Below are 20,605 nucleotides of genomic sequence, written 5' to 3'. Positions count from 1 at the left end.
CGGTGGACGACCGACGATCAGACGTCGATGCTCTCCCGCGACAGCCGGTCGGAGCTGTCGACGATGAACTCCTTGCGCGGGGCGACGTCGTTGCCCATGAGGAGTTCGAAGATCCGTCCGGCCGATTCCGCATCCTCGACCCGGACACGGCGCAGCGTCCGGTGACGGCGGTCCATGGTGGTCGTGGCCAGCTGGTCGGCGTCCATCTCGCCCAGGCCCTTGTAGCGCTGGATCGGTTCCTGGTGCTTCTTGCCGGTGCGCTTGAGGTCGCTCAGCACCGCGTGCAGTTCGGCTTCGGAGTAGGTGTAGATCGTCTCGTTCGGCTTGGAGCCGGGGTTGATGACGATGACGCGGTGGAGCGGCGGTACCGCGGCGAACACGCGACCCGCTTCGATCAGCGGCCGCATGTACCGGAAGAAGAGGGTGAGCAGGAGCGTCCGGATGTGGGCGCCGTCGACGTCGGCGTCGCTCATGAGGATGATCTTGCCGTAGCGGGCGGCGTCGAGATCGAACGATCGTCCGGAGCCCGCGCCGATGACCTGGATGATGGACGCGCACTCCGCGTTCGACAGCATGTCGGAGACGGAGGCCTTCTGCACGTTGAGGATCTTGCCTCGGATCGGGAGCAGCGCCTGGTAGGAGCTGTCTCGGGCGAGCTTCGCCGTGCCCAGTGCCGAGTCGCCCTCGACGATGAAGAGTTCGCTGGACTCGAGGTTGCCCGAGCGGCAGTCGACCAGCTTGGCCGGGAGCGACGAGTTCTCGAGCGCGTTCTTGCGGCGTTGTGTCTCCTTGTGGGTCCGCGCGGAGATCCGGGACTTCATCTCGGACACGATCTTCTCGAGCACGAGCGCGGTCTGCGCCTTGTCGTCGCGCTTGGTCGAGGCGAACCGCTCCTTGAGCTCCTTCGTGACGACGTTGGCGACGATGGCGCGGACGGCCGGCGTGCCGAGGATCTCCTTCGTCTGGCCCTCGAACTGCGGCTCCGCGAGACGCACCGTCAGCACCGCGGTAAGGCCGGCGAGGACGTCGTCCTTCTCGAGCTTGTCCGAGCCGACCTTGAGTCGACGGGCGTTCTGCTCCACCTGGGCGCGGAGGAACTTCAGGAGGCCCTGATCGAATCCGAGTTGGTGCGTGCCGCCCTTCGGCGTGGCGATGATGTTGACGAAGCTGCGCATGACCGTCTCGTACCCGGTCCCCCAACGCAGCGCGATGTCGACCTCTGCCTCGCGCTCCACCTCGGTGGCGACCATGGTGCCCGACGGCGACAGCACCGGGACGGTCTCGGTGAACGTGCCGCTGCCGGTGAGGCGCCAGGTGTCGGTGAGTGCGGTGTCGCCCGCGAGGTAGTCGACGAACTCGGAGATGCCGCCCTCGTAGCGGAACATCGCCTCGGTCGGCTCCTCGACGGTCTCGTCGCGGATGTGGATGCCGAGCCCCTTGATGAGGAAGGCGGTCTGGCGCGCGCGGCCGAGGAGCTCCTCGGCCTGGAACTGGGCGCCCTTCGTGAAGATCTGGCGGTCGGCCCAGTAGCGGATCCGGGTGCCGGTCACGCCGCGCTTCGTCTTGCCGATGACGCGGAGCTCGCTCTGCTTCTCGAACGGCGTGAACGGTGCGTCCGGGGTCGGCTCCCCCGTGTCGGCGAAGATCCCCGGCTCACCGCGGTGGAACGACATGGCGTAGGTCTTGCCGCCGCGATCCACCTCGACGTCGAGTCGCTCGGACAGGGCGTTGACGACGGATGCGCCGACGCCGTGCAGCCCGCCGGACGCGGCGTACGAACCGCCGCCGAACTTCCCGCCGGCGTGGAGCTTGGTGAAGACGACCTCGACACCGGAGAGGCCGGTCTTCGGCTCGATGTCCACCGGGATACCACGCGCGTGGTCGCGCACCTCGACGCTCTGATCGGCGTGGAGGACGATCTCGATCTGATCGCCGTACCCGCCGAGGGCCTCGTCGACGGAGTTGTCGATGATCTCCCAGAGGCAGTGCATGAGGCCACGCGAGTCGGTGGAACCGATGTACATGCCCGGTCGCTTGCGCACCGCCTCGAGGCCTTCGAGGACGGAGAGATGCCTGGCGGAGTAGTCGCTGCTCACGCTTCCCAGCGTAGTCGTCGGCGCCGACACGCCGAGGGAGACACTCGGCGCGCGATCGTCCGGACCCGCGCGACGGCGCGTTGTCGCGGGCCGTCGACCCATCCGGCTGCAGCGGTTGATCCGAATCATCTACGCGCACAGCGAAAAGAACACGGAATGGGACCCCGTTGTGACAATCGCGTGCTTTCATGAGTACTACGAGTTTCGTAGCCGCCCGAGTCAGGAGGAGCACATGTCACAGACTGCTACCGAGAGCACGCCGAGTGACCTCGACGCCCAGCAACTGACTGCCGCCGATCGTTGCGATCTGTGCGGAGCACAGGCCTACATCCGCGTGCAGATGAACAGCGGTGAGCTGCTGTTCTGCGCGCACCACGGCAAGAAGTACCAGGAGAAGCTGACGCAGGTCGCGACCGACTGGCACGACGAGTCCGCGCGACTCTTCAACGAGCAGCGCGCCTAGTCCACCGGCATCACGACGAAGGGCCCCGGATCCGAGATCCGGGGCCCTTCGTCATGTCCTCGAGGAAGCGCGGTCTCAGACCAGCGCGGGCTCGATCGCGCGCGGACTCAGGCGAGCGCCGAGACGATCTGCGCTCTGGCGTTGGCGGCGATCTCGTCGAGGGCGTGAAGCTCTGGCGATTCGTCGAGCATCGAGGTGCCCCCGGCGACCGTGATCGCCAGACGGAGCAGCCGATCGGCCAGTTCCGGGTTCTTGGCGAGGACGGGACCGTGCAGGTGGGTTCCGACGAAGGGTCCGACCAGCGCACCCTCCGTGCCGTCGCCGTTGCCTCGTCCGTGCTGCACGGTGCCGATCGACTCGACGCCCGTCCCGGCTCGGAAGTCCCGCCCGTGGTTCTCGTACCCGACGAGTACCGGGGCGTCGAGCTCGAGGCCGCCGCTCGGCACGACGACGAGGTCGTCACTCGCCCGCGTGCGCCGCAACGGGGCGTCGCCCTCGATGATGGCGAGGCCCTCGACCCAGCTCCCCGGTACCAGCTCGAGCCGGCGAGTGAGGAGCTTCCATCCGTTGGCGACCGCGAGGACGGGCACGCCGGCCTCCACCCAGGCGATGAACGCGTCGCGGAACGGCCGGAGCGTCTCGAGCACCTGTGGCGCCGACGGGTCGTCGCACGACCCGAGGACGACCGCGTGGACCGTGCTCGGGAGCTCGGCGACCGACTCGACCGGGACGAGCTCGACGGCGAGGCCACGCGCGCGGGCCCGGCGAGCGAGGACCGCGCCGTTCTCGGCGTCGCCGTTCACATTGCAGCTCGATGGCAGGAGGACGGCGATGGTGATCGTCGGCTCGGTCGTCATGCGTCGTCCTGATCGTTCGAAGCGAGGCCGAGGTGCGCGCGGGTACGACGCATCGAGTCGGCGGTGAAGATCACGGTCTTCCGACCGTGCGCGGGCGCAGGGAGAGCGAGGAACGCGTCCAACGCCGTGCCGAGGTCCGGTTCGATCCGGTCGATCTCGACGCCGTCGTAGCCCAGCTGCAGCGCGGCCTCCCAGGCCTTGGACCCCGACACGATCGCCACACGACCGAGCCTGGACGTGTCGACCGGCCAGAGGTACGAGGGATCGCGGACGTCGCTCCCGACGGCCACCAGGATCTGCTCGGTGTCGGCCGCGAGGCTGTCGACGTTGAGCTGATAGCTCGCGGGGTTCTGGACGAGGACGAACTCGACCTCGACACCGCGGACGGTCGTCACCTCACCGCGGCCGAACACCGGCGTGAGCGCACGGAACGACTCAGCCGCGATGGTGAGCTGGAACTCGGGGCCGAGGATCGCGGCGGCGCCGGAGAGGGCTGCGGCCGCATCCACGGCGTAGTGCACGCCACGAGCCGGCAGACGGAACCGGACGGTCTCGCCGCGGTGGGTGATGGACACCAGGTCGCCGTCGAGGGCTTCGACGACGGTTCCGGAACCGGGATCGACCCGATCGGACGAGGTCGTGCTGTACCCGAGGCCGCGTGCGCTGGCGCCGAGCACGGCCGTCGAGACGCCGTACCGCCATCGCGTCGCGTCGCTGCCTGGCGCGACGGCGTCGACGAGCGCGTCATCGCCGTTCAGGACGAGCGACGTGCTCGATCGGGCAGCGATCGCGTCGAGCATGCGCGCCACCATGGCAGCGTCGTGGAAGCGGTCGATCTGGTCGACGGACACGTTGGTCAGGATGACGTGGGCGGGCGCGAGCCGCGGCGCGATGAGCGCGCCGTGTCCTTCGTCCATCTCGAGCACCCCGAGCTCGGCGTCGATCCGGCCGCGGAGGTCGGCTCGTTCGAGGAGAGCCGAGGTGAGGCCTTGGGAGATGTTCGCCGTGGACGGGTTCGTGAAGACCGACACGCCGTGGGCACGCAGGATGCCGACGAGCATCTTGGTCGTCGTGGACTTCCCGCTCGAGCCGCTCACGATCACGAGACCACGCGGGAAGGCGTTCAACGTGTCGGGGAGGAACCCGGGCGCGATGCGGTTGACCACGAGGCCGGGAACGGCCGATCCCCCGCCCGGCTTGCGCAGCCTGGCGAGGAATCGGACGGCACGACCGGCGAGGATGGCCGGGGCGTAGCGCATGCTCCTACTCGAGGTAGTCGCGGAGCGACTGGGATCGGCTCGGGTGACGCAGTTTCGCCATGGTCTTCGACTCGATCTGCCGGATCCGCTCACGGGTGACCCCGAAGGTGTCGCCGATCTGGTCGAGCGTCTTGGGCATGCCGTCGCCGAGGCCGAAGCGCATCCGGATGACGCCCGCTTCCCGCTCGGAGAGCGAGTCGAGGAGCGACTCCAGCTGCTTCTGCAGCATGGTGAAGCTGACGGCGTCGGCCGGCACGACCGCCTCGGTGTCCTCGATGAGGTCGCCGAACTCGCTGTCGCCGTCCTCGCCGAGGGGCGTGTGCAGCGAGATGGGCTCGCGGCCGTACTTCTGGACCTCGATGACCTTCTCAGGCGTCATGTCGAGTTCGCGGCTGAGCTCCTCGGGCGTGGGCTCGCGGCCCAGGTCCTGCAGCATCTGCCGCTGGACGCGGGCGAGCTTGTTGATGACCTCGACCATGTGCACCGGGATGCGGATGGTGCGTGCCTGGTCGGCCATGGCGCGCGTGATGGCCTGACGGATCCACCAGGTCGCGTAGGTGGAGAACTTGAAGCCCTTGGTGTAGTCGAACTTCTCGACCGCACGGATGAGGCCCAGGTTGCCCTCCTGGATGAGGTCGAGGAACTGCATGCCGCGGCCCGTGTACCGCTTGGCGAGGCTCACGACGAGTCGGAGGTTCGCCCCGAGGAGGTGGCTCTTGGCGCGGGCGCCGTCCTTCGCGACCCACTGGAGCTCACGGCCGACCCGCGAGCGCTTCTCGAGGTCGGAGAGCTGGGCGAGTTTGTCCTCGGCGAAGAGGCCCGCCTCGATGCGCATCGCGAGTTCGACCTCTTCGGCCGCGTTGAGGAGCGCGACCTTACCGATCTGCTTGAGGTAGTCCTTGACCGGGTCGGCGGTGGCGCCGGTGATCGCGGCCGAGTACACCGGGATCTCGTCGTCGTCGCTGTTGGAGAGCACGAGTGCGTCGGTGGGGAGGGTGATCTCCGGCACGGACTTGTCGTCCTCCTCCTCGACCGCCTCGGTGGCGTCGCCTGCGGGCGCGTCGACCACGGCGTCGTCGGCGACGACCTCGACGACGACGTCCTCGTCGTCCGTGCCCTCATCGGGCTCCGTGCTCGACTTCGTGCCCGCCTTGGCGCGGGTGGCCTTCTTGGGAGCAGCCTTCGCTCGGGTCGTGGTGGCCTTGGTGGTCCGAGCCTTCGCTGCGGGAGCCTCCGTGGCCTCGTCTGCTGGCGCTGCTTCGTCTGCGCGAGCCGTCTTGGTGGCCATAGCTGCACCTTCCTGTTCGGACCCGGCATGGACAGTCATCGCCGGATCGTCCGTGATTTCGGACATTACGAGGACCCATGTCAAGTCTTGGTGCAGTGCAACCCGAAAAGGGCCGCCGACATTCCGAGAGGTGAACGGGTCCGTGTTCCATTATAGCGCGCGCCGGAAGACCTCAGAGCCACAGGCCGTTTGTCAAGGGTGGGATCAGGTGGACGAAGCGAACGCTCAGCGACGGCGCCCGAGCCTGGCTCGGACCGCGATCCACAGCGGACCGACGGCGATGCCCTCGTCCTCGGCGAAGCGCCTCCGCGTGCGGGACCGGGCGACGAGCAGCATCGCGACCCCGAACCCGACCACCAGGTACTGCACGGAGAAGGCGATCCGGAAGCTGTCCATGGAGTAGTCGGCACGGGATCCCCCGCTGACCGCGTCGATGATGAGACCGATGAGGAACATCATGACGAAGCTCGCGAGGAACCCACCGACGTTCACGATGCCGTTCGCCCCGCCGAGCGCGCGGATGGGGTTGAAGGTGCGGGCGAAGTCGAACCCGATGAGTGAACCGGGGCCACCGACCCCGACCACGACGAACAGGACGATCACGAGCCACATCGGTGGGACGCCCGGCCAGAGGAGGAGTGCGGCCCAGGCGACGCCCATGACCGTGACGATCCCGAGCACGAGGTTGCTCCGCCGGTAGGGGAACCGGGCGGTGAGCACCCCGAGGATGGGTCCGGCGATCATGCCGGAGACCACGATCACGATGAGCAACGATGCGGCGAGGGGCTGCGGGTAGCCGAGGGCGTAGACCATGAACGGGAAGCCCCAGAGGAGCGTGAGGACGGTACCGGAGGACTGGGTGACGAAGTGCGACCAGAACCCGAGACGCGTCCCTGGCCGACGCAGACTGATGACGACCTCGCGGACGACGTGGCCCCAGGTCTCGGGGCGCGGCGCCTCGTCGGAACCGGACGGCCGGTCGCGGACGACGATCAACACCCCGACGAGCGCCAGGAGGACGAGTCCGGCCGCACTGAGGAACGCCGGCGACCAGCCGAAGGCGTGCAGGACGAAGGAGAACGGCACCGCCGAGAGGATCTGTCCGATCTGCCCGATGTTGCCGACCCACTGCGAGACGATCGGCACCCGACGGGTGGGGAACCAGGAGTTCACGAGCCGCAACACGGAGGTGAACACCGCGGCGTCGCCGAGGCCGACCAGCATCCGGCCGACGATCGCGCCGCCGAGTTCGGTCGTGAGCCCCAGCCAGACCTGGCCCGCCATGACGACCGTCAGCCCCGCGATGATCAGGACGCGAGGTCCGAGGCGGTCGATGAGCACCCCGACCGGGACCTGCATCGCGGCGTACACGATGAGCTGCGCGACGGCGAGGGTCGACAGCGCGGCGGCGTCGATCTGGAACCGCTCAGTGGCGTCCACCGCTGCCACGCCGAGCGTCGACCGCTGCATGACGGTGATGAGGTAGGCGAACACGCCGACGCCGAACACCCACCAGACGCGTCGAGATCCCACCGATCCAGCTTAGGTGGTCGAGCGGTCCTCGTCGCCGTGGCGCCGGCTCGCGAGGAACTTCTCGAGCTCCGCGGCGATCTCGTCGGCCGTCGGGAGCGCCCCGTCGATGTCGGTGAGCGGCGATTTCGGCGAGTTGTCGGCCATGTAGGCGTCGTACCGCTCCTCGAGCGTCGTGACCAGCTGGCCGAGCTCGTGGTTGGTCCCGACCTGCTCGTCGATCTTGACGAGGAAGTCGCGGCTGTCCTCGCGGAGGCGGTCCGTGGGGAAGATGAGCCCGGTCGCCGCGCTGAGGCTCTCGATCGCCGTGATCGCCGCGGCCGGGAACTCCGTGTCGGCGAGGTAATGCGGAACGAGGAGCACGAAGGCCGCGATGCTGTCGCCGCGCTCGTAGAGGCGGTACTCGAGGAGGTGGAGCACGTTGGACGGTACCTGGGTGCGGGGGCGCCAGACCGAGAGCGACTCGATGAGGTCGAACCGGTTGCCGCTGACGGTGACGCCGATCGGCCTGGTGTGCGGGACCGGCATCGGGATGGCGTGCACCCACGTGGTGTCGCTGACCCGGAAGCGGTCGACGAGCTCGAGCACGGCTGCGACGAAGCGGTCCCAGAGGAAGTCGGGCTCGAAACCGGTGAGCAGGAGGAACGGCGACCCGAGCTCGTCGTGGGCGAGCGACAGGGTCAGCCGAGGTGGCCGGTACTCCGTCAAGTGGTCCTGGTCGAACGAGATGATCGGCCGGCGGGCCCGGTAGTCGAGCAGGACGTCGGCGTCGAACTCGGCGATGACCGTCGTGTCGAGGACGTCGTCGAGGTAGGCGTTCAGCTGCCCGACCGCGCCGCCGGCGTCGGAGAACCCGGTGAGGCCCGCGACGAGGTGGAGGCCGGCGGGGATGTCGATCTCCGGGTGCACCTCGTAGAGGTCGTCAGGCGTAGGCATGGTTCAACTCTAAACGGGGGTGTCGCAGCGACCTTCCCCTCCGAGCGTCGGCGGTACCGCCGAGAGCGAACACCGGCGGCCCCGCCTCGGTCCGGAACGGTACGTGCCTACGATGGAGGCATGACGATCCCCGTGCTCTCCGTGTTGTCCGCCGCCGCCGAGGGAGTCGAGGCCGAGCTGCTCGTCCTCGCGGTGAAGAAGGGCGACGACGGACCGGAGCTCTTGGCGCCAGAGGTCTACGCGCCGCTCGCGGACGAGCTGCGCGCCTCCGGGGTCACGGGGTCGGAAGACCAGGTGCGACGCCTCCCGGACCGGTTCGGCGCGGCCTCCGGTCTCGTGCTGGTCGGCCTCGGTCCGGATGCGGACGACGCGGCCTTCCGACGAGCCGCGGGCGCAGTGACCCGGACGATCGACGGCCAGGCCTCGATCGCGTTCGCGTTGACGGAAGAGACGGCCGCTGCCGCCGAAGCCGTCCTCGAGGGGGCGGCCATCGGCGCCTACCGCTACACCGCGTCGCGCGGTGTCGGATCCGCGCCGGCACCGAGACCGCTCGGGCAGATCACCGTCGTCGTCCCGTCGACCGTGGACGCACCGGATGCCGGGCTCGCTGAGCACGCCACCGCGGTCGCCGAGGCCATCGCGCTCGTGAAGGACCTGGTCAACACGCCGCCGAACGAGCTCTACCCGGCGACCTTCGCCGACGCGGCCCGCGCAGCGGTCGACGGCCTCGACGTCGAGGTCGAGGAATGGGACGAGACCCGCTTGGCCGAGGACGGCTTCGGCGGCATCCTCGGCGTCGGGCAGGGTTCCTCGCGGCCTCCGCGACTCGTCAAGCTGAGCTACCACCCGGAGGCCGCCAGGAGCCACCTGGCCCTCGTCGGGAAGGGCATCACCTTCGACAGCGGCGGCCTCTCCCTGAAGCCGCCGGTCTCGATGGTCGGCATGAAGTACGACATGACCGGCGCGGCGACCGTGCTCGCCGTCCTGGCCGCGGCCGCGCGTCTCGGGGTGCCCACCAGGCTGACCGCATGGCTCTGCCTCGCCGAGAACCTCCCGTCGGGCACGGCGATCCGGCCGAACGACGTCCTCACCATCCGGGGCGGACGCACGGTCGAGGTCACCAACACCGACGCCGAGGGCCGGCTGGTCCTCGCCGACGGACTCGTCGCCGCAGGCGAGGAGGGCCCGGACGCCATCATCGACGTGGCGACCCTCACGGGAGCCGCCGTGGTCGCGCTCGGCAACCGCTACACGGGCGTCATGGGCGACGCTTCGTTCGTCACCGACCTCATCGCGACCGGTTCCGGTGCGGACGAACTGTTCTGGCCGATGCCGTTCCCCGCGGAGCTGCGCAAGGTCCTCGACTCCGACGTCGCCGACCTCGCCAACGCGAAGCCCGGGACCACCGCGGGCGGCATGCTCGTCGCAGGCACGTTCCTGCAGGAGTTCATCGCCGACCGCACCGACGAGGAGGGCGTCACCACCCGCATCCCGTGGGCCCACCTGGACATCGCCGGGAGCGCGATGAACGGCGACGCCCCCTACGGCTTCACCGCCAAGGGCCCGACCGGCGTCGCGGTCCGCACCCTCCTCGCAATGGCCGAGGAGATTAGCCACCCGTAGTAAGGTCGGTGGGGGCGGTTCGACCCGCCTCGACGCCGCCGAACACACCACGACGGTTTCCGATCGACCACGAAGCACACACAAGGAGCAACGGAGTGTCCGAGCAGAATTTTGACCTGGTAGTCCTGGGAGGCGGAAGCGGCGGATACGCTGCGGCGTTGCGCGCTTCGCAGCTCGGCCTCACCGTCGGCATGATCGAGAAGGACAAGGTCGGCGGCACCTGCCTCCACCGCGGTTGCATCCCGACGAAGGCGCTGCTGCACTCCGCCGAGGTCGCGGACGCATCGCGCGAGTCGGAGAAGTACGGCGTCAAGTCCACCTTCGAAGGCATCGACATCGAGGGCGTCACGAAGTACCGCGAGGGCATCGTCGCGAAGAAGTACAAGGGACTCCAGGGCCTCGTGAAGGCCCGCGGCATCACCACCATCGAGGGCGAGGGCCGTCTGGTCTCCCCGACGAGCGTGCAGGTCGGCGACGACCTCATCACCGGCAAGAACGTGATCCTCGCGACGGGCTCGTACAGCCGCTCGCTCCCCGGTCTCGAGATCGGTGGCCGCGTCATCACGAGCGAGCAGGCGCTGCAGCTCGACTTCGTGCCGAAGAAGGTCGCCGTCCTCGGCGGCGGCGTGATCGGCGTCGAGTTCGCGAGCGTCTGGAAGTCGTTCGGGACCGAGGTCACGATCATCGAGGCACTCCCCCACCTCGTCCCCAACGAGGACGAGTCGATCAGCAAGGCGCTCGAGCGCGCGTTCCGCAAGCGCGGCATCGAGTACTCGCTCGGCGTGCGGTTCCAGGGCGTCACCCAGGACGACTCGGGCGTGCACATCACGCTCGAGGACGGCAAGACGATCGACGCCGAGCTGCTGCTCGTCGCCGTCGGCCGTGGCCCGTCGACCGCCGGACTCGGCTTCGAGGAGGTCGGTGTCACCATCGACCGCGGCTTCGTCATCACCAACGACCGTCTCGAGACGAACATCCCCGGCCTCTACGCCGTGGGCGACATCGTCCCCGGCCTGCAGCTCGCGCACCGCGGCTTCCAGCAGGGCATCTTCGTGGCCGAGGAGATCGCCGGTCTCAAGCCGGTCATCATCGAGGACGTCAACATCCCGAAGGTCACCTACAGCGACCCCGAGATCGCGTCCGTCGGTCTCAGCGAGGCCAAGGCGGCCGAGCAGTACGGTGCCGACAACATCACGAGCTACGACTTCAACCTGGCCGGCAACGGCAAGAGCGAGATCATCGGCACGAGCGGCAACGTCAAGGTCATCCGCGTCAACGACGGCCCCGTCATCGGTGTGCACATGATCGGCGCCCGCGTCGGTGAGCTCATCGCCGAAGGTCAGCTCGCCGTCAACTGGGAGGCCTACCCCGAGGACATCGCGCCGCTGATCCACGCGCACCCCACGCAGAACGAGGCGCTCGGCGAAGCATTCCTCGCGCTCGCAGGCAAGCCCCTGCACGCGCTGTGACGCATTCCGAACACCCCAATAAGCTAGTGAACACACAACAGGTTTCAAAGGAGACAAGGTCATGAGCGAATCCGTCAGCCTCCCGGCACTCGGCGAGAGTGTCACCGAGGGTACGGTCACCCGCTGGCTGAAGAATGTCGGCGACACCGTGGAGGTCGACGAGCCGCTGCTCGAAGTGTCGACCGACAAGGTCGACACCGAGATCCCTTCGCCCGTCGCGGGTGTCATCGAAGCGATCCTCGTCCAGGAGGACGAGACCGTCGAGGTCGGCACCGCTCTCGTGACCATCGGTGATGGTTCGGGTGCGGCTGCTGCCGAGGAGCCCGCGCCCGCCGCGGAACCGGCTGCTGCCGAGCCCGCTCCGGCTGAGCCCGCTCCCGCGGCCGAGCCCGAGCCGGCACCTGCTGCCGCGCCGGCTCCCGCTGCTGCTCCGGCACCTGCTGCTGCTCCGGCGCCTGCTGCTGCTCCGGCGCCTGCTGCTGCTCCGGCACCTGCTGCTGCTCCGGCACCCGCTGCTGCTCCGGCACCTGCTGCTGCTCCGGCACCCGCTGCTGCTCCGGCACCCGCTGCTGCGCCTGCTGCTCCGGCTCCCGCTGCTGCGGCTCCGGCCGCCGCTTCGACGCCTGCCGCCGGCGGGGTCGTCAACTCCGGTTACGTCACCCCGCTGGTGCGTCGTCTCGCCAACCAGCACGGCGTCGACCTCAGCACGGTCACCGGCACCGGTGTCGGCGGACGTATCCGCAAGGAAGACGTCCTGCAGGCTCAGAGCGCCGGTGGCGCCACGGAGTCGCCCGCTGCTCCGACGGTCCAGGTCTCCGAGCTGCGTGGCACGAGCAAGGCCATGTCGCGTCTGCGCAAGGTCGTCGCCGAGCGCGCCGTCGCTTCGATGCAGGGCACCGCCCAGCTGACGAGCGTCGTCGAGGTCGATGTCACGAAGGTCGCGGCACTCCGCACGGCCGTCAAGGACGAGTTCCTCGCCAAGACCGGCAACAAGCTGTCGTTCCTGCCGTTCTTCGCCCTTGCTGCCAGCGAGGCGCTCCAGACCTACCCGATCATCAACGCCACCGTCGACGGCGACCAGATCGTGTACCCGGAGACGGAGAACCTCGCGATCGCCGTGGACACCGAGCGTGGCCTGCTGACGCCGGTCATCCGCAACTCGGGCTCCAAGTCGATCGCCGAGCTCGGCGCCGAGATCGCCGATCTCGCGCAGCGGACTCGCGACAACAAGCTGCAGCCGGACGAGCTGTCGGGCGGCACGTTCACGCTGACCAACACCGGTTCGCGCGGCGCCCTGTTCGACACCCCGATCGTGTTCCTGCCGCAGTCGGCGATCCTCGGTACGGGTATCGTCACGAAGAAGCCGGTCGTCGTCACGGTCGACGGTGCAGACGCCATCGCGATCCGTTCGACGGTCTACCTCGCGCTGAGCTACGACCACCGCATCATCGACGGCGCGGACGCTGCACGCTTCCTCGTCCAGGTGAAGAACCGCCTCGAAGCAGGCGACTTCCGCGGCTCGCTCGGGATCTGATCCCGAACCGACCGCGCCGTGTCCACCGCCTCATCCGGCGGTGAACACCTCCCGCAGACGCCAGCCCGTCTCGCCCCTCACCACGAGGAGCGTGACGGGCTGTCGTCGTCCTGCGGCGGCTTCGTCCGTCTCGGACGGCTCGGCCGTGCCGCGGAGGACCGCCGCGTCGCCCTGACGGTCGACGAGGTCCAGACTCGCCGCATCGATCGATCCGATCCCGACACCGAGGTGCTCGTCGTCGTCGAACGGGGACCCGCGTTCGACGGAGTCCCACACGCACCCCTCCTCCCCCGTCGTGCGGCACTGATCCCGTCGGCGGACGAGCTCGCGGGCCGCGGCCGCCGGATCGTCGCCGGTGACCACGTCGACGGCGTCAGCTTCGTCCGCCGGTGACGTCGGCGTCTCCACCGGCGGCGCAGTACCCGTGACCGGTTCGGGCGCCGGGCCGACCGAACCGGCCGGCGTCGGCGCGATCGCGGTGCTCGGGTCTTCGGACGGCAGGAACACCATCGCAGCCGACACCAGTGCCGCTGCCGCGCCCGCCGCTCCGATCACGAGTCGACGACGTCTCGGGCTGGATTCGACGGACGGCGTCGAGCGGGCCGCGGCCGTGACCCGTGTGCCTCGACCGGGTCGCCAGGCCAGACGACGACGCAGCGACGACGCGGGATGTCGTGACCGACGCCTCGATTCGACTGCGGCTCGTCGGGTCGGCGGGAGCGGAGCGGTCCGCTGCGCGCGATCGGCGGAAGCACGGATGGCATCGGCAGGTGATGCGGACGGCGGGTCGACGCGGTCGAGCAGGACCGGGAGCGGTCGTGCCAGGGCGTGGATCCGCTGTTGCAGTCGGTTGGCGATCTCGTGGTCGGCGAGTTCAGGCACGACGTCGGCCCAGGCCACGGTCGAGGGGGCCTCGTCGGGGTCGGTCGCCTGCAGGACACCGTCCATGAGCCCCGCGAACGCCGTCCAATCGGCAGCGAACGCCGGAGCGGTGCGGCCGAGCCCACCATCGATCGTCTGGTGGTCGACGGGAGCTGCGCCCGACCAGCCGGAGAGGACCGGTCGGCCGTCGTCGGCGAAGCGCACGGCTGAAGCGCTGATCGACCCGTGGCTGATCCCGGAGAGGTGCGCCGCGCGGATGGCGTCGACCAGTGGCGCCAGGATCGTGACGGCCTCACCGGGAGCGATCGACTCCCGGCGGCGCAGCAGTTCTCCCAACGTGCCGCCGGCGAGCCGCTCGACCAGCAGACACGGGAGGCCGGTCGGCATCCTCGGCGACGTCGACGAGTCTCACGATGTGCGGGTGGTCGAGTCGGGACAGGATGGCCGCGCGACGCCAGAGGTCGCGTTCGGCGGCGTCCGCCCTCGCTCGGAGCAGCACGGCGTCGCCCGCCGGGGCGGCCTGGTCGGTACGTCCTCCACGCGCGGATCCGGCGTGGGCGAGCACCGTCGAGTAGGCCGTCCACTCCCGGCCCTCACCCAAGCGCCGGACGAGACGACGGCCGGCAACCCGGGTTGTGGTGGCGGACGGGTCTGGCAGTGTTTCCATAGCTCGATCCTCCGACACGGAACCCCGTCCGGCGGCGTCGGCGCACGCGGCTGTGGACAAGGTCCCCGCGGCGGCGGCCTGTGGAGCAGAACGCAGCATCAGGAGCCTCCGTCACCGGCTATCCTGGGAGCATGGCTCAGAAGGACGCGCCCCCGGCGGCGCAGAAGGAACCAGGGCGGATCAAGCAGCTCTGGCAGGTGTTCCAGCTCACCCGTCGCCACGACAAGGCGGCGCAGTGGTTGATGCTCGGCGGCTTCATCCTGCCGGTGCTCATCGGTGTCGCGGTCGCGCTGCTGTTCTCGGCGGGCAACATCTTCGCGCTCGTCATGTGGATCATCGCGGGTGTGCTCGCCGGTATCCTCGCGGCCCTGTTCATCCTCACCCGGCGCGCGGACAAGGTCGTCTACACGCAGATCGAGGGTCGGCCGGGCGCGGTGGGCCAGGTGCTCCGTGCTGCTCCGCGCTCGTGGCAGACCAGCGAGATGCCCGTCGCCGTGAACCCGAAGACCCAGGACGCGATCTACCGGGCCGTGGGCCGTGGTGGCGTCGCACTGATCGCCGAAGGACCCCGATCGCGGACCTCGCGTCTGCTCGAGGACGAGAAGCGCAAGGTCACCCGCATCCTCCCGAACGTGCCGATCACGGTCTTCCACGTCGGCCCCGACGCCGACTCGGTGCAGCTCCGTCAGCTCTCCGGCGCCCTCCGGAAGGTCAAGAAGTCCTTGACCAACCCCGAGGTGCTCGCTGTCAGCAACCGTCTGTCCTCGTTCGGTACGCAGCTCCCCATCCCGAAGGGCGTCGACCCGATGCGGGTCCGCCCGCAGCGCGCGCGCTGACCCACCGACACCGCTCGGAACACCTCGCGGTACGGAAAGAACGGCCGCCCTCCTGATGGAGGGCGGCCGTTCGCGTTTCCGGCTGCGTTCAGCGCACCCGCAGGAGCACCGTGCCGGCGACCTTGTCGTGGAAGCCGCGCTGGTCCGAATCCCAGACGAGCGCCGGGACGAGCACGCAGAGGAGCACGGTACGCACGGCCGGCCGCCAGAGTCCGACCCAACCGCCGGTCAGCGGCATGAGGCGCATGCCGCACAGGCGATGACCGAGACTGCCGCCGATGGTCGGGATGAACACGAACTGCATGATGGCGAAGATCACGAGCGTCGCGGTTGCGTCGTAGGCGAAGAACGCGACGGAGAGGACGACCGCCAGGGCCCAGTCGATGACGAGCGCGGTGATCCGCCGACCGACCCGCGCGACCGATCGGACGCCGCTCTCCGGGAGTCCGAGGCGTTCACCGGGGAAGGCGCTGGGAGGAAGCTCTCCGAAGGTCCGTGGATTCTGCGGGGTGTGGGGCACTGTGCCATTCTATTCGGGCGGGGATTCTCGTAACATCCACGAAACATGGGTGTCATGGCGGGGTAACCCCCTCCCCGTAGTCTCACAGATGGCTGCGCTGTGCAGCCTCCCTGTACCAACCCCATTTGGAGCCATTCACATGTTCAGTGATTCTTCCGAAGTGCTCAAGTTCATCAAGGACACCGATGTCAAGTTCCTCGACATCCGCTTCACGGACCTTCCCGGCGTGCAGCAGCACTTCAACATCCCGGCCAGCACCGTCGACGAGGAGTTCTTCACCGTCGGCCAGCTCTTCGATGGTTCGTCCATCCGTGGCTTCGCCAACATCCACGAGTCGGACATGCAGCTCATCCCGGATGTCTCCACCGCTTACATCGACGCCTTCCGTGCCGAGCGCACGCTCATCATGGTGTTCGACATCTACAACCCCCGCAACGGCGAGATCTACTCCAAGGACCCGCGTCAGGTCGCCAAGAAGGCTGAGAAGTACCTCGCCTCGACCGGCATCGCCGACACCGCGTTCTTCGCCCCCGAGGCCGAGTTCTACATCTTCGACGACGTCCGGTACGAGGTGAACCAGCACTCGAGCTTCTACTCGGTGGACTCCGAAGAGGGAGCCTGGAACACCGGCCGCGCCGAAGAGGGCGGCAACCTCGGCAACAAGACGCCGTACAAGGGTGGCTACTTCCCCGTCAGCCCCGTCGACAAGCAGGCCGACCTCCGCGACGACATCAGCCTCAAGCTGATCGACGCCGGCCTCATCCTCGAGCGCGCGCACCACGAGGTGGGCACCGGCGGCCAGGCCGAGATCAACTACCGCTTCGACACCATGGTCGCCGCGGCGGACGACATCCTCAAGTTCAAGTACATCGTGAAGAACACGGCCGAGCTGTGGGGCAAGACCGCGACCTTCATGCCGAAGCCGCTCTTCGGCGACAACGGCTCGGGCATGCACACGCACCAGTCGCTGTGGAGCGACGGCAAGCCGCTCTTCTACGACGAGAACGGCTACGGCGGCCTCTCCGACCTCGCCCGCTGGTACATCGGTGGCCTGCTGAAGCACGCCCCCGCCGTCCTGGCGTTCACGAACCCGACGGTGAACTCGTACCACCGCCTGGTCCCCGGCTTCGAGGCTCCCGTCAACCTGGTCTACTCGGCCGGTAACCGCTCGGCGTCGATCCGTATCCCGATCACGGGCACGAACCCGAAGGCCAAGCGCATCGAGTTCCGCGCGCCCGACGCCTCCGGCAACCCGTACCTCGCGTTCGCCGCTCAGCTGATGGCCGGCCTCGACGGCATCAAGAACCGCATCGAGCCGCACGAGCCCGTCGACAAGGACCTCTACGAGCTTCCCCCCGAGGAGGCCAAGAACATCCCGCAGGTGCCCGCATCGCTCGGCGCTGCGCTCGAGGCACTCGAGGCGGACCACGAGTTCCTCCTCGCCGGCAACGTCTTCACGCCGGAGCTCATCGAGACCTGGATCCAGTACAAGCGCGAGAACGAGATCAAGCCGCTGGCCCAGCGCCCGCACCCGTTCGAGTTCGAGCTGTACTACGGCGTCTGACGACACCTGCTGCACCGCGAACCGCCCGTCATCCTCTCGGATGGCGGGCGGTTCCGTGTGGTCGAGGCGATCGGCTCAGATGCCGTAGAAGCCGTGCTCGAAGACCGTCCGGGCGCGCCGGGTGGCCGCGAGGTAGTCCTGTTCCAGGAGACTCGCCGACCCGGTCGGGTACTCCAGGAGCCGCGCCACACCTTCGAGCTGTTGTCGGTCGCTCGGCAGCACGTCCTGCGTCTTGTTCAACCACAGCGTCATGGCCGAGCGGATCCGCGACGCCAGGATCCAGGCCTCACGGAGTCGTTCGGCGGACTCCCGGTCGACGAGATCCGCCTCCACCGCCGCGTCGAGCGCTCGGAGCGTCGAGGTGGTTCGCAACGACGGCACCGCCGCCCCGTGCTCGAGCTGGAGGAGCTGCACGAACCACTCGACGTCGCTGAGCGAGCCGCGCCCGAGCTTCAGGTGTCTCGTCGGGTCGGCGCCCTGCGGCAGCCGCTCGTTCTCGACACGTGCCTTGATCCGCTTGACCTCGCGGACGGACTGCTCACTGATCGCGGCTGGATAGCGGACCGTGTCCGCCACCTCGGTGAACGCCTCGATGAGCTCGGTGTCGCCCACGACTCCGGCGGCGCGGAGCAGCGCCTGCGCCTCCCAGGTGAGGGACCAGCGCGCGTAGTAGTTCCGGTAGGAGTCGAGGGAGCGCACGAGCGGACCGTTCTTCCCCTCGGGACGGAGGTCGAGGTCGAGGTCGAGCGGGAGCCGGGCGTCCTCGCTCAGACGCTTGAGTTCTGCGGCGATCGCTCCGGCCTGCCGCTGTGCGTCCTGGGTGTCGACCCCGTCCTTCGGCCGGAACACGTAGAGGACGTCGAGGTCCGAACCGAGTCCGAGCTCTGCGCCGCCGTAGCGGCCCATGGCGATGATGGCGAACTCGATGTCCGCGCCGAGGCCGCCGATGCGTCTGACGGCGCCGAGGAGCCCTGCGAGCGTGGCCGTCGACACGTCCGTCAGCCCGGCGGCGAGGCCCTGCACGTCCAGCATGCCGACGGTCGACGACATCGCCAGCCGGAGGACTTCGCGTCGCCGCACCGCGCGGATGGCGGCGGCTGCGGTGTCCGGTGAGTCGTGTCGTCTGAGGATGGCGGCGATCTCCTCGCCGAGCGCGGACGACGATCGTGGGAGGAGGTCCTCGTCCCCCGCGAGCCAAGCGGCCGACTCGGGGATGCGGTCCATGAGCTCGCCGATGAACCGGGACCCCGAGAGGACCCGCGTGAGCCGCTCGGCCGCGCCTGAGGAGTCGCGGAGCATCCGCAGGAACCAGTGCGACTCGCCGAGGGACTCGCTGAGCCGCCGGAACGCGAGCAATCCGTAGTCGGGATCGGCGCCGTCCGCGAACCAGCCGAGCATGACGGGGAGCAGATGCCGCTGGATGTTGGCGCGCCGAGACACGCCGGCGGTGAGCGCCCCGATGTGGGCGAGCGCGCCGCGGGGGTCGACGAAGCCGATCGCCGCGAGTCGCGCCTCCGCCTGACCGCTCGTCAGACTCAGACCGCTCTCGGGCAAGGCCGCGACCGCCGAGAGCAGCGGCCGGTAGAACAACCGCTCGTGCAGCTGCCGGACACCGTGCTTCGTGGCTCTCCCATCGCGTGACGAGGGCCTGTGCGGTCGTCGCGAGCGTGCTCGATCGGGCCAGGGATCGGAGGGACGGCTCGTCGCGCGGCATCATGTGCGTGCGCTGCAGGCGCGTCAGCTGCAGGCGGTGTTCGAGCACACGGAGCAGGCGGTAGTCGTGCGCGAACTCCTGCGCCTCGGCTCGACCGATGTATCCGGCGGTCGCGAGGCCGTCGAGGGCGGCGAGGGTTCCGCGTTGATGCACGGAGTCGTCGAGCTGTCCGTGGACGAGCTGCAGCAGTTGGACCGTGAACTCGATGTCGCGGAGCCCGCCCGGGCCGAGCTTCAGTTGGTAGTGGACGTCCTCCGCCGGGATGTGTTCGGTGACCCGTTCGCGCATGCGCTGCACGGATTCGACGAAGCCCTCGCGGGACGCACTCCCCCACACCTTCGGCTGCACCGCCTCGATGTAGCGGGCACCGAGCTCGGGATCGCCGGCGAGGGCCCGTGCCTTGAGGAGCGCCTGGAACTCCCAGCTCTTCGCCCAGCGGTCGTAGTAGACGAGATGCGACTCGAGCGTGCGGACGAGGGCGCCGGCCTTCCCCTCCGGGCGGAGGTTCGGATCGACCTCCCACAGGCTCGGCTCGAGACCAGCCTGTCCGAGACCGCGCATGGTGAGGACCGCGAGCCGGGTGGCGATCTCGACGGCACGCCCGTTGTCGAGCCCGTCCTCGTCGTCGCCCGAACCCTCACCGACGAAGATGACGTCGACGTCGGAGACGTAGTTCAGTTCCCGTGCGCCCGCCTTGCCCATGCCGATGATGGCGAAGCGGGTGGCCGCGACCTCCTCGCGCGGGTACACGCCGGGCCCCCTCGGGCCGCTCGTCTGCGTGCGTGCGACGGCGATGGAGGCCTCCAACGCACCCGCTGCGAGGTCGGAGAGGGCACTGGCGACCCGGTCGAGCACGACGATCGGGTCCGGGGCGCAGAGGTCGAAGAGGGCGACCTCGGCGAGCAGTCGGCGGTAGACCACGCGGATCGCGTCCCAGGCCGGCTCCTCGACGATCGCGGCGAAGCCGTCCTCGGCACCGACGCTCGCGAGCAGTTCGTCGCGCGCCTCCTGCAGCGTCGGGACGCGGGTGACCGGCAACTCGAACACCGACAGCTGGTCGGGGTGGCGGAGGAAGAAGTCGATGAACCCCTGCGAGGCGCCGAACAGTCGGAACAGTCGCTCGGCCGAGGCCTGGTCCGCCAGGAGCGCCGACAGCTCGTCGGGTGACTTCCGACCGACCATCAGCACACCGACCAGCGCGGCGTCGGGGTCGGCCGCGACGGCGAAGGAGGGCGACAGCGACGCCGGGTCGAGCTGGACGAGCTCGGCGAGCTCGTCCAGCCGGTCCCGGGCCTCACCCAGACCGGTGAACCCGAGTCGGGCGAGCGTGCTCAGAGAGATGTTCTCGCGGACCATGCGACCGACCG

Annotated in this window: 14 protein-coding genes and 1 pseudogene; 6 read left to right on the top strand and 9 right to left on the bottom strand. The window is 69.1% G+C overall.

Features of this window, described 5'->3' with window-relative positions; genetic code table 11:
• Positions 1-17: 17 nt before the first annotated feature.
• Positions 18-2,096: a DNA gyrase/topoisomerase IV subunit B gene (locus AC5JOC_RS10515; RefSeq protein ID WP_240773631.1), complete on the bottom strand. Its 2,079-nt coding sequence runs from the start codon at positions 2,094-2,096 to the stop codon at positions 18-20.
• A gap of 232 nt (positions 2,097-2,328) precedes the next feature.
• Between AC5JOC_RS10515 and AC5JOC_RS10510 the strand changes: the two genes are divergently transcribed.
• Positions 2,329-2,559 (top strand): DUF7455 domain-containing protein, encoded by a 231-nt coding sequence (locus AC5JOC_RS10510; RefSeq protein WP_079705880.1) that lies wholly within the window; start codon positions 2,329-2,331, stop codon positions 2,557-2,559.
• 107 nt (positions 2,560-2,666) lie between these two features.
• Here the strand turns inward: AC5JOC_RS10510 and AC5JOC_RS10505 are convergent, their stop codons facing one another.
• From AC5JOC_RS10505 to AC5JOC_RS10485, 5 genes are all read right to left on the bottom strand, one after another.
• Positions 2,667-3,416, bottom strand: a complete 750-nt coding sequence (locus tag AC5JOC_RS10505) for a hypothetical protein (RefSeq protein WP_494246422.1) — start codon at positions 3,414-3,416, stop codon at positions 2,667-2,669.
• Positions 3,413-4,675: a MurT ligase domain-containing protein gene (locus AC5JOC_RS10500; RefSeq protein WP_494246421.1), complete on the bottom strand. Its 1,263-nt coding sequence runs from the start codon at positions 4,673-4,675 to the stop codon at positions 3,413-3,415. The genes AC5JOC_RS10505 and AC5JOC_RS10500 overlap by 4 nt, the downstream gene beginning before the upstream one ends.
• 4 nt (positions 4,676-4,679) lie before the next feature.
• Positions 4,680-6,002, bottom strand: coding sequence for an RNA polymerase sigma factor (locus tag AC5JOC_RS10495; RefSeq protein WP_079706303.1), 1,323 nt, complete (start codon positions 6,000-6,002; stop codon positions 4,680-4,682).
• 186 nt (positions 6,003-6,188) lie between these two features.
• Positions 6,189-7,496 (bottom strand): MFS transporter, encoded by a 1,308-nt coding sequence (locus AC5JOC_RS10490; RefSeq protein WP_124769301.1) that lies wholly within the window; start codon positions 7,494-7,496, stop codon positions 6,189-6,191.
• Positions 7,497-7,505: 9 nt separating this feature from the next.
• Entirely contained in the window at positions 7,506-8,429 is a 924-nt protein-coding gene (locus AC5JOC_RS10485; protein WP_079705876.1) for a proteasome assembly chaperone family protein, read from the bottom strand.
• A gap of 120 nt (positions 8,430-8,549) precedes the next feature.
• On the opposite strand from AC5JOC_RS10485, the gene AC5JOC_RS10480 reads away from it, so the two are divergent.
• From AC5JOC_RS10480 to AC5JOC_RS10470, 3 genes are all read left to right on the top strand, one after another.
• The gene (locus AC5JOC_RS10480) at positions 8,550-10,052 is read left to right on the top strand and encodes a leucyl aminopeptidase (RefSeq protein ID WP_494246420.1); all 1,503 of its coding nucleotides are present in this window, start codon (positions 8,550-8,552) and stop codon (positions 10,050-10,052) included.
• Between the two features lie 95 nt (positions 10,053-10,147).
• On the top strand, positions 10,148-11,521 hold the full coding sequence (gene lpdA / locus AC5JOC_RS10475) for a dihydrolipoyl dehydrogenase (RefSeq protein ID WP_064293772.1): 1,374 nt from the start codon (positions 10,148-10,150) through the stop codon (positions 11,519-11,521).
• Between the two features lie 61 nt (positions 11,522-11,582).
• On the top strand, positions 11,583-13,055 hold the full coding sequence (locus AC5JOC_RS10470) for a 2-oxo acid dehydrogenase subunit E2 (RefSeq protein ID WP_411558337.1): 1,473 nt from the start codon (positions 11,583-11,585) through the stop codon (positions 13,053-13,055).
• Positions 13,056-13,085: 30 nt separating this feature from the next.
• Here AC5JOC_RS10470 and AC5JOC_RS10465 read toward each other — a convergent pair whose 3' ends face one another.
• Positions 13,086-14,324, bottom strand: a complete 1,239-nt coding sequence (locus AC5JOC_RS10465; protein WP_494246419.1) for a serine/threonine-protein kinase — start codon at positions 14,322-14,324, stop codon at positions 13,086-13,088.
• A 411-nt stretch (positions 14,325-14,735) separates the two neighbouring features.
• Between AC5JOC_RS10465 and AC5JOC_RS10460 the strand changes: the two genes are divergently transcribed.
• Positions 14,736-15,440 carry a DUF4191 domain-containing protein gene (locus AC5JOC_RS10460; protein ID WP_071260054.1) on the top strand — a complete coding sequence of 235 codons (705 nt, stop codon included), beginning with the start codon at positions 14,736-14,738 and terminating at the stop codon, positions 15,438-15,440.
• An 88-nt stretch (positions 15,441-15,528) separates the two neighbouring features.
• Here the strand turns inward: AC5JOC_RS10460 and AC5JOC_RS10455 are convergent, their stop codons facing one another.
• Positions 15,529-15,960, bottom strand: coding sequence for an RDD family protein (locus AC5JOC_RS10455; protein ID WP_079705872.1), 432 nt, complete (start codon positions 15,958-15,960; stop codon positions 15,529-15,531).
• 139 nt (positions 15,961-16,099) lie between these two features.
• Here AC5JOC_RS10455 and glnA point away from each other — a divergent pair, with 139 nt between their 5' ends.
• Positions 16,100-17,524 carry a type I glutamate--ammonia ligase gene (glnA, locus tag AC5JOC_RS10450; protein ID WP_056005986.1) on the top strand — a complete coding sequence of 475 codons (1,425 nt, stop codon included), beginning with the start codon at positions 16,100-16,102 and terminating at the stop codon, positions 17,522-17,524.
• Positions 17,525-17,599: 75 nt separating this feature from the next.
• Here the strand turns inward: glnA and AC5JOC_RS10445 are convergent.
• Positions 17,600-20,594: pseudogene (locus AC5JOC_RS10445) on the bottom strand (bifunctional [glutamine synthetase] adenylyltransferase/[glutamine synthetase]-adenylyl-L-tyrosine phosphorylase).
• Between the last annotated feature and the right edge of the window lie 11 nt (positions 20,595-20,605).

The organism is Plantibacter sp. (genome assembly GCF_059073635.1).
The sequence above is the reverse complement of the archived record's forward strand: the minus strand, read 5'-3'. Positions and strand labels throughout refer to the sequence as shown.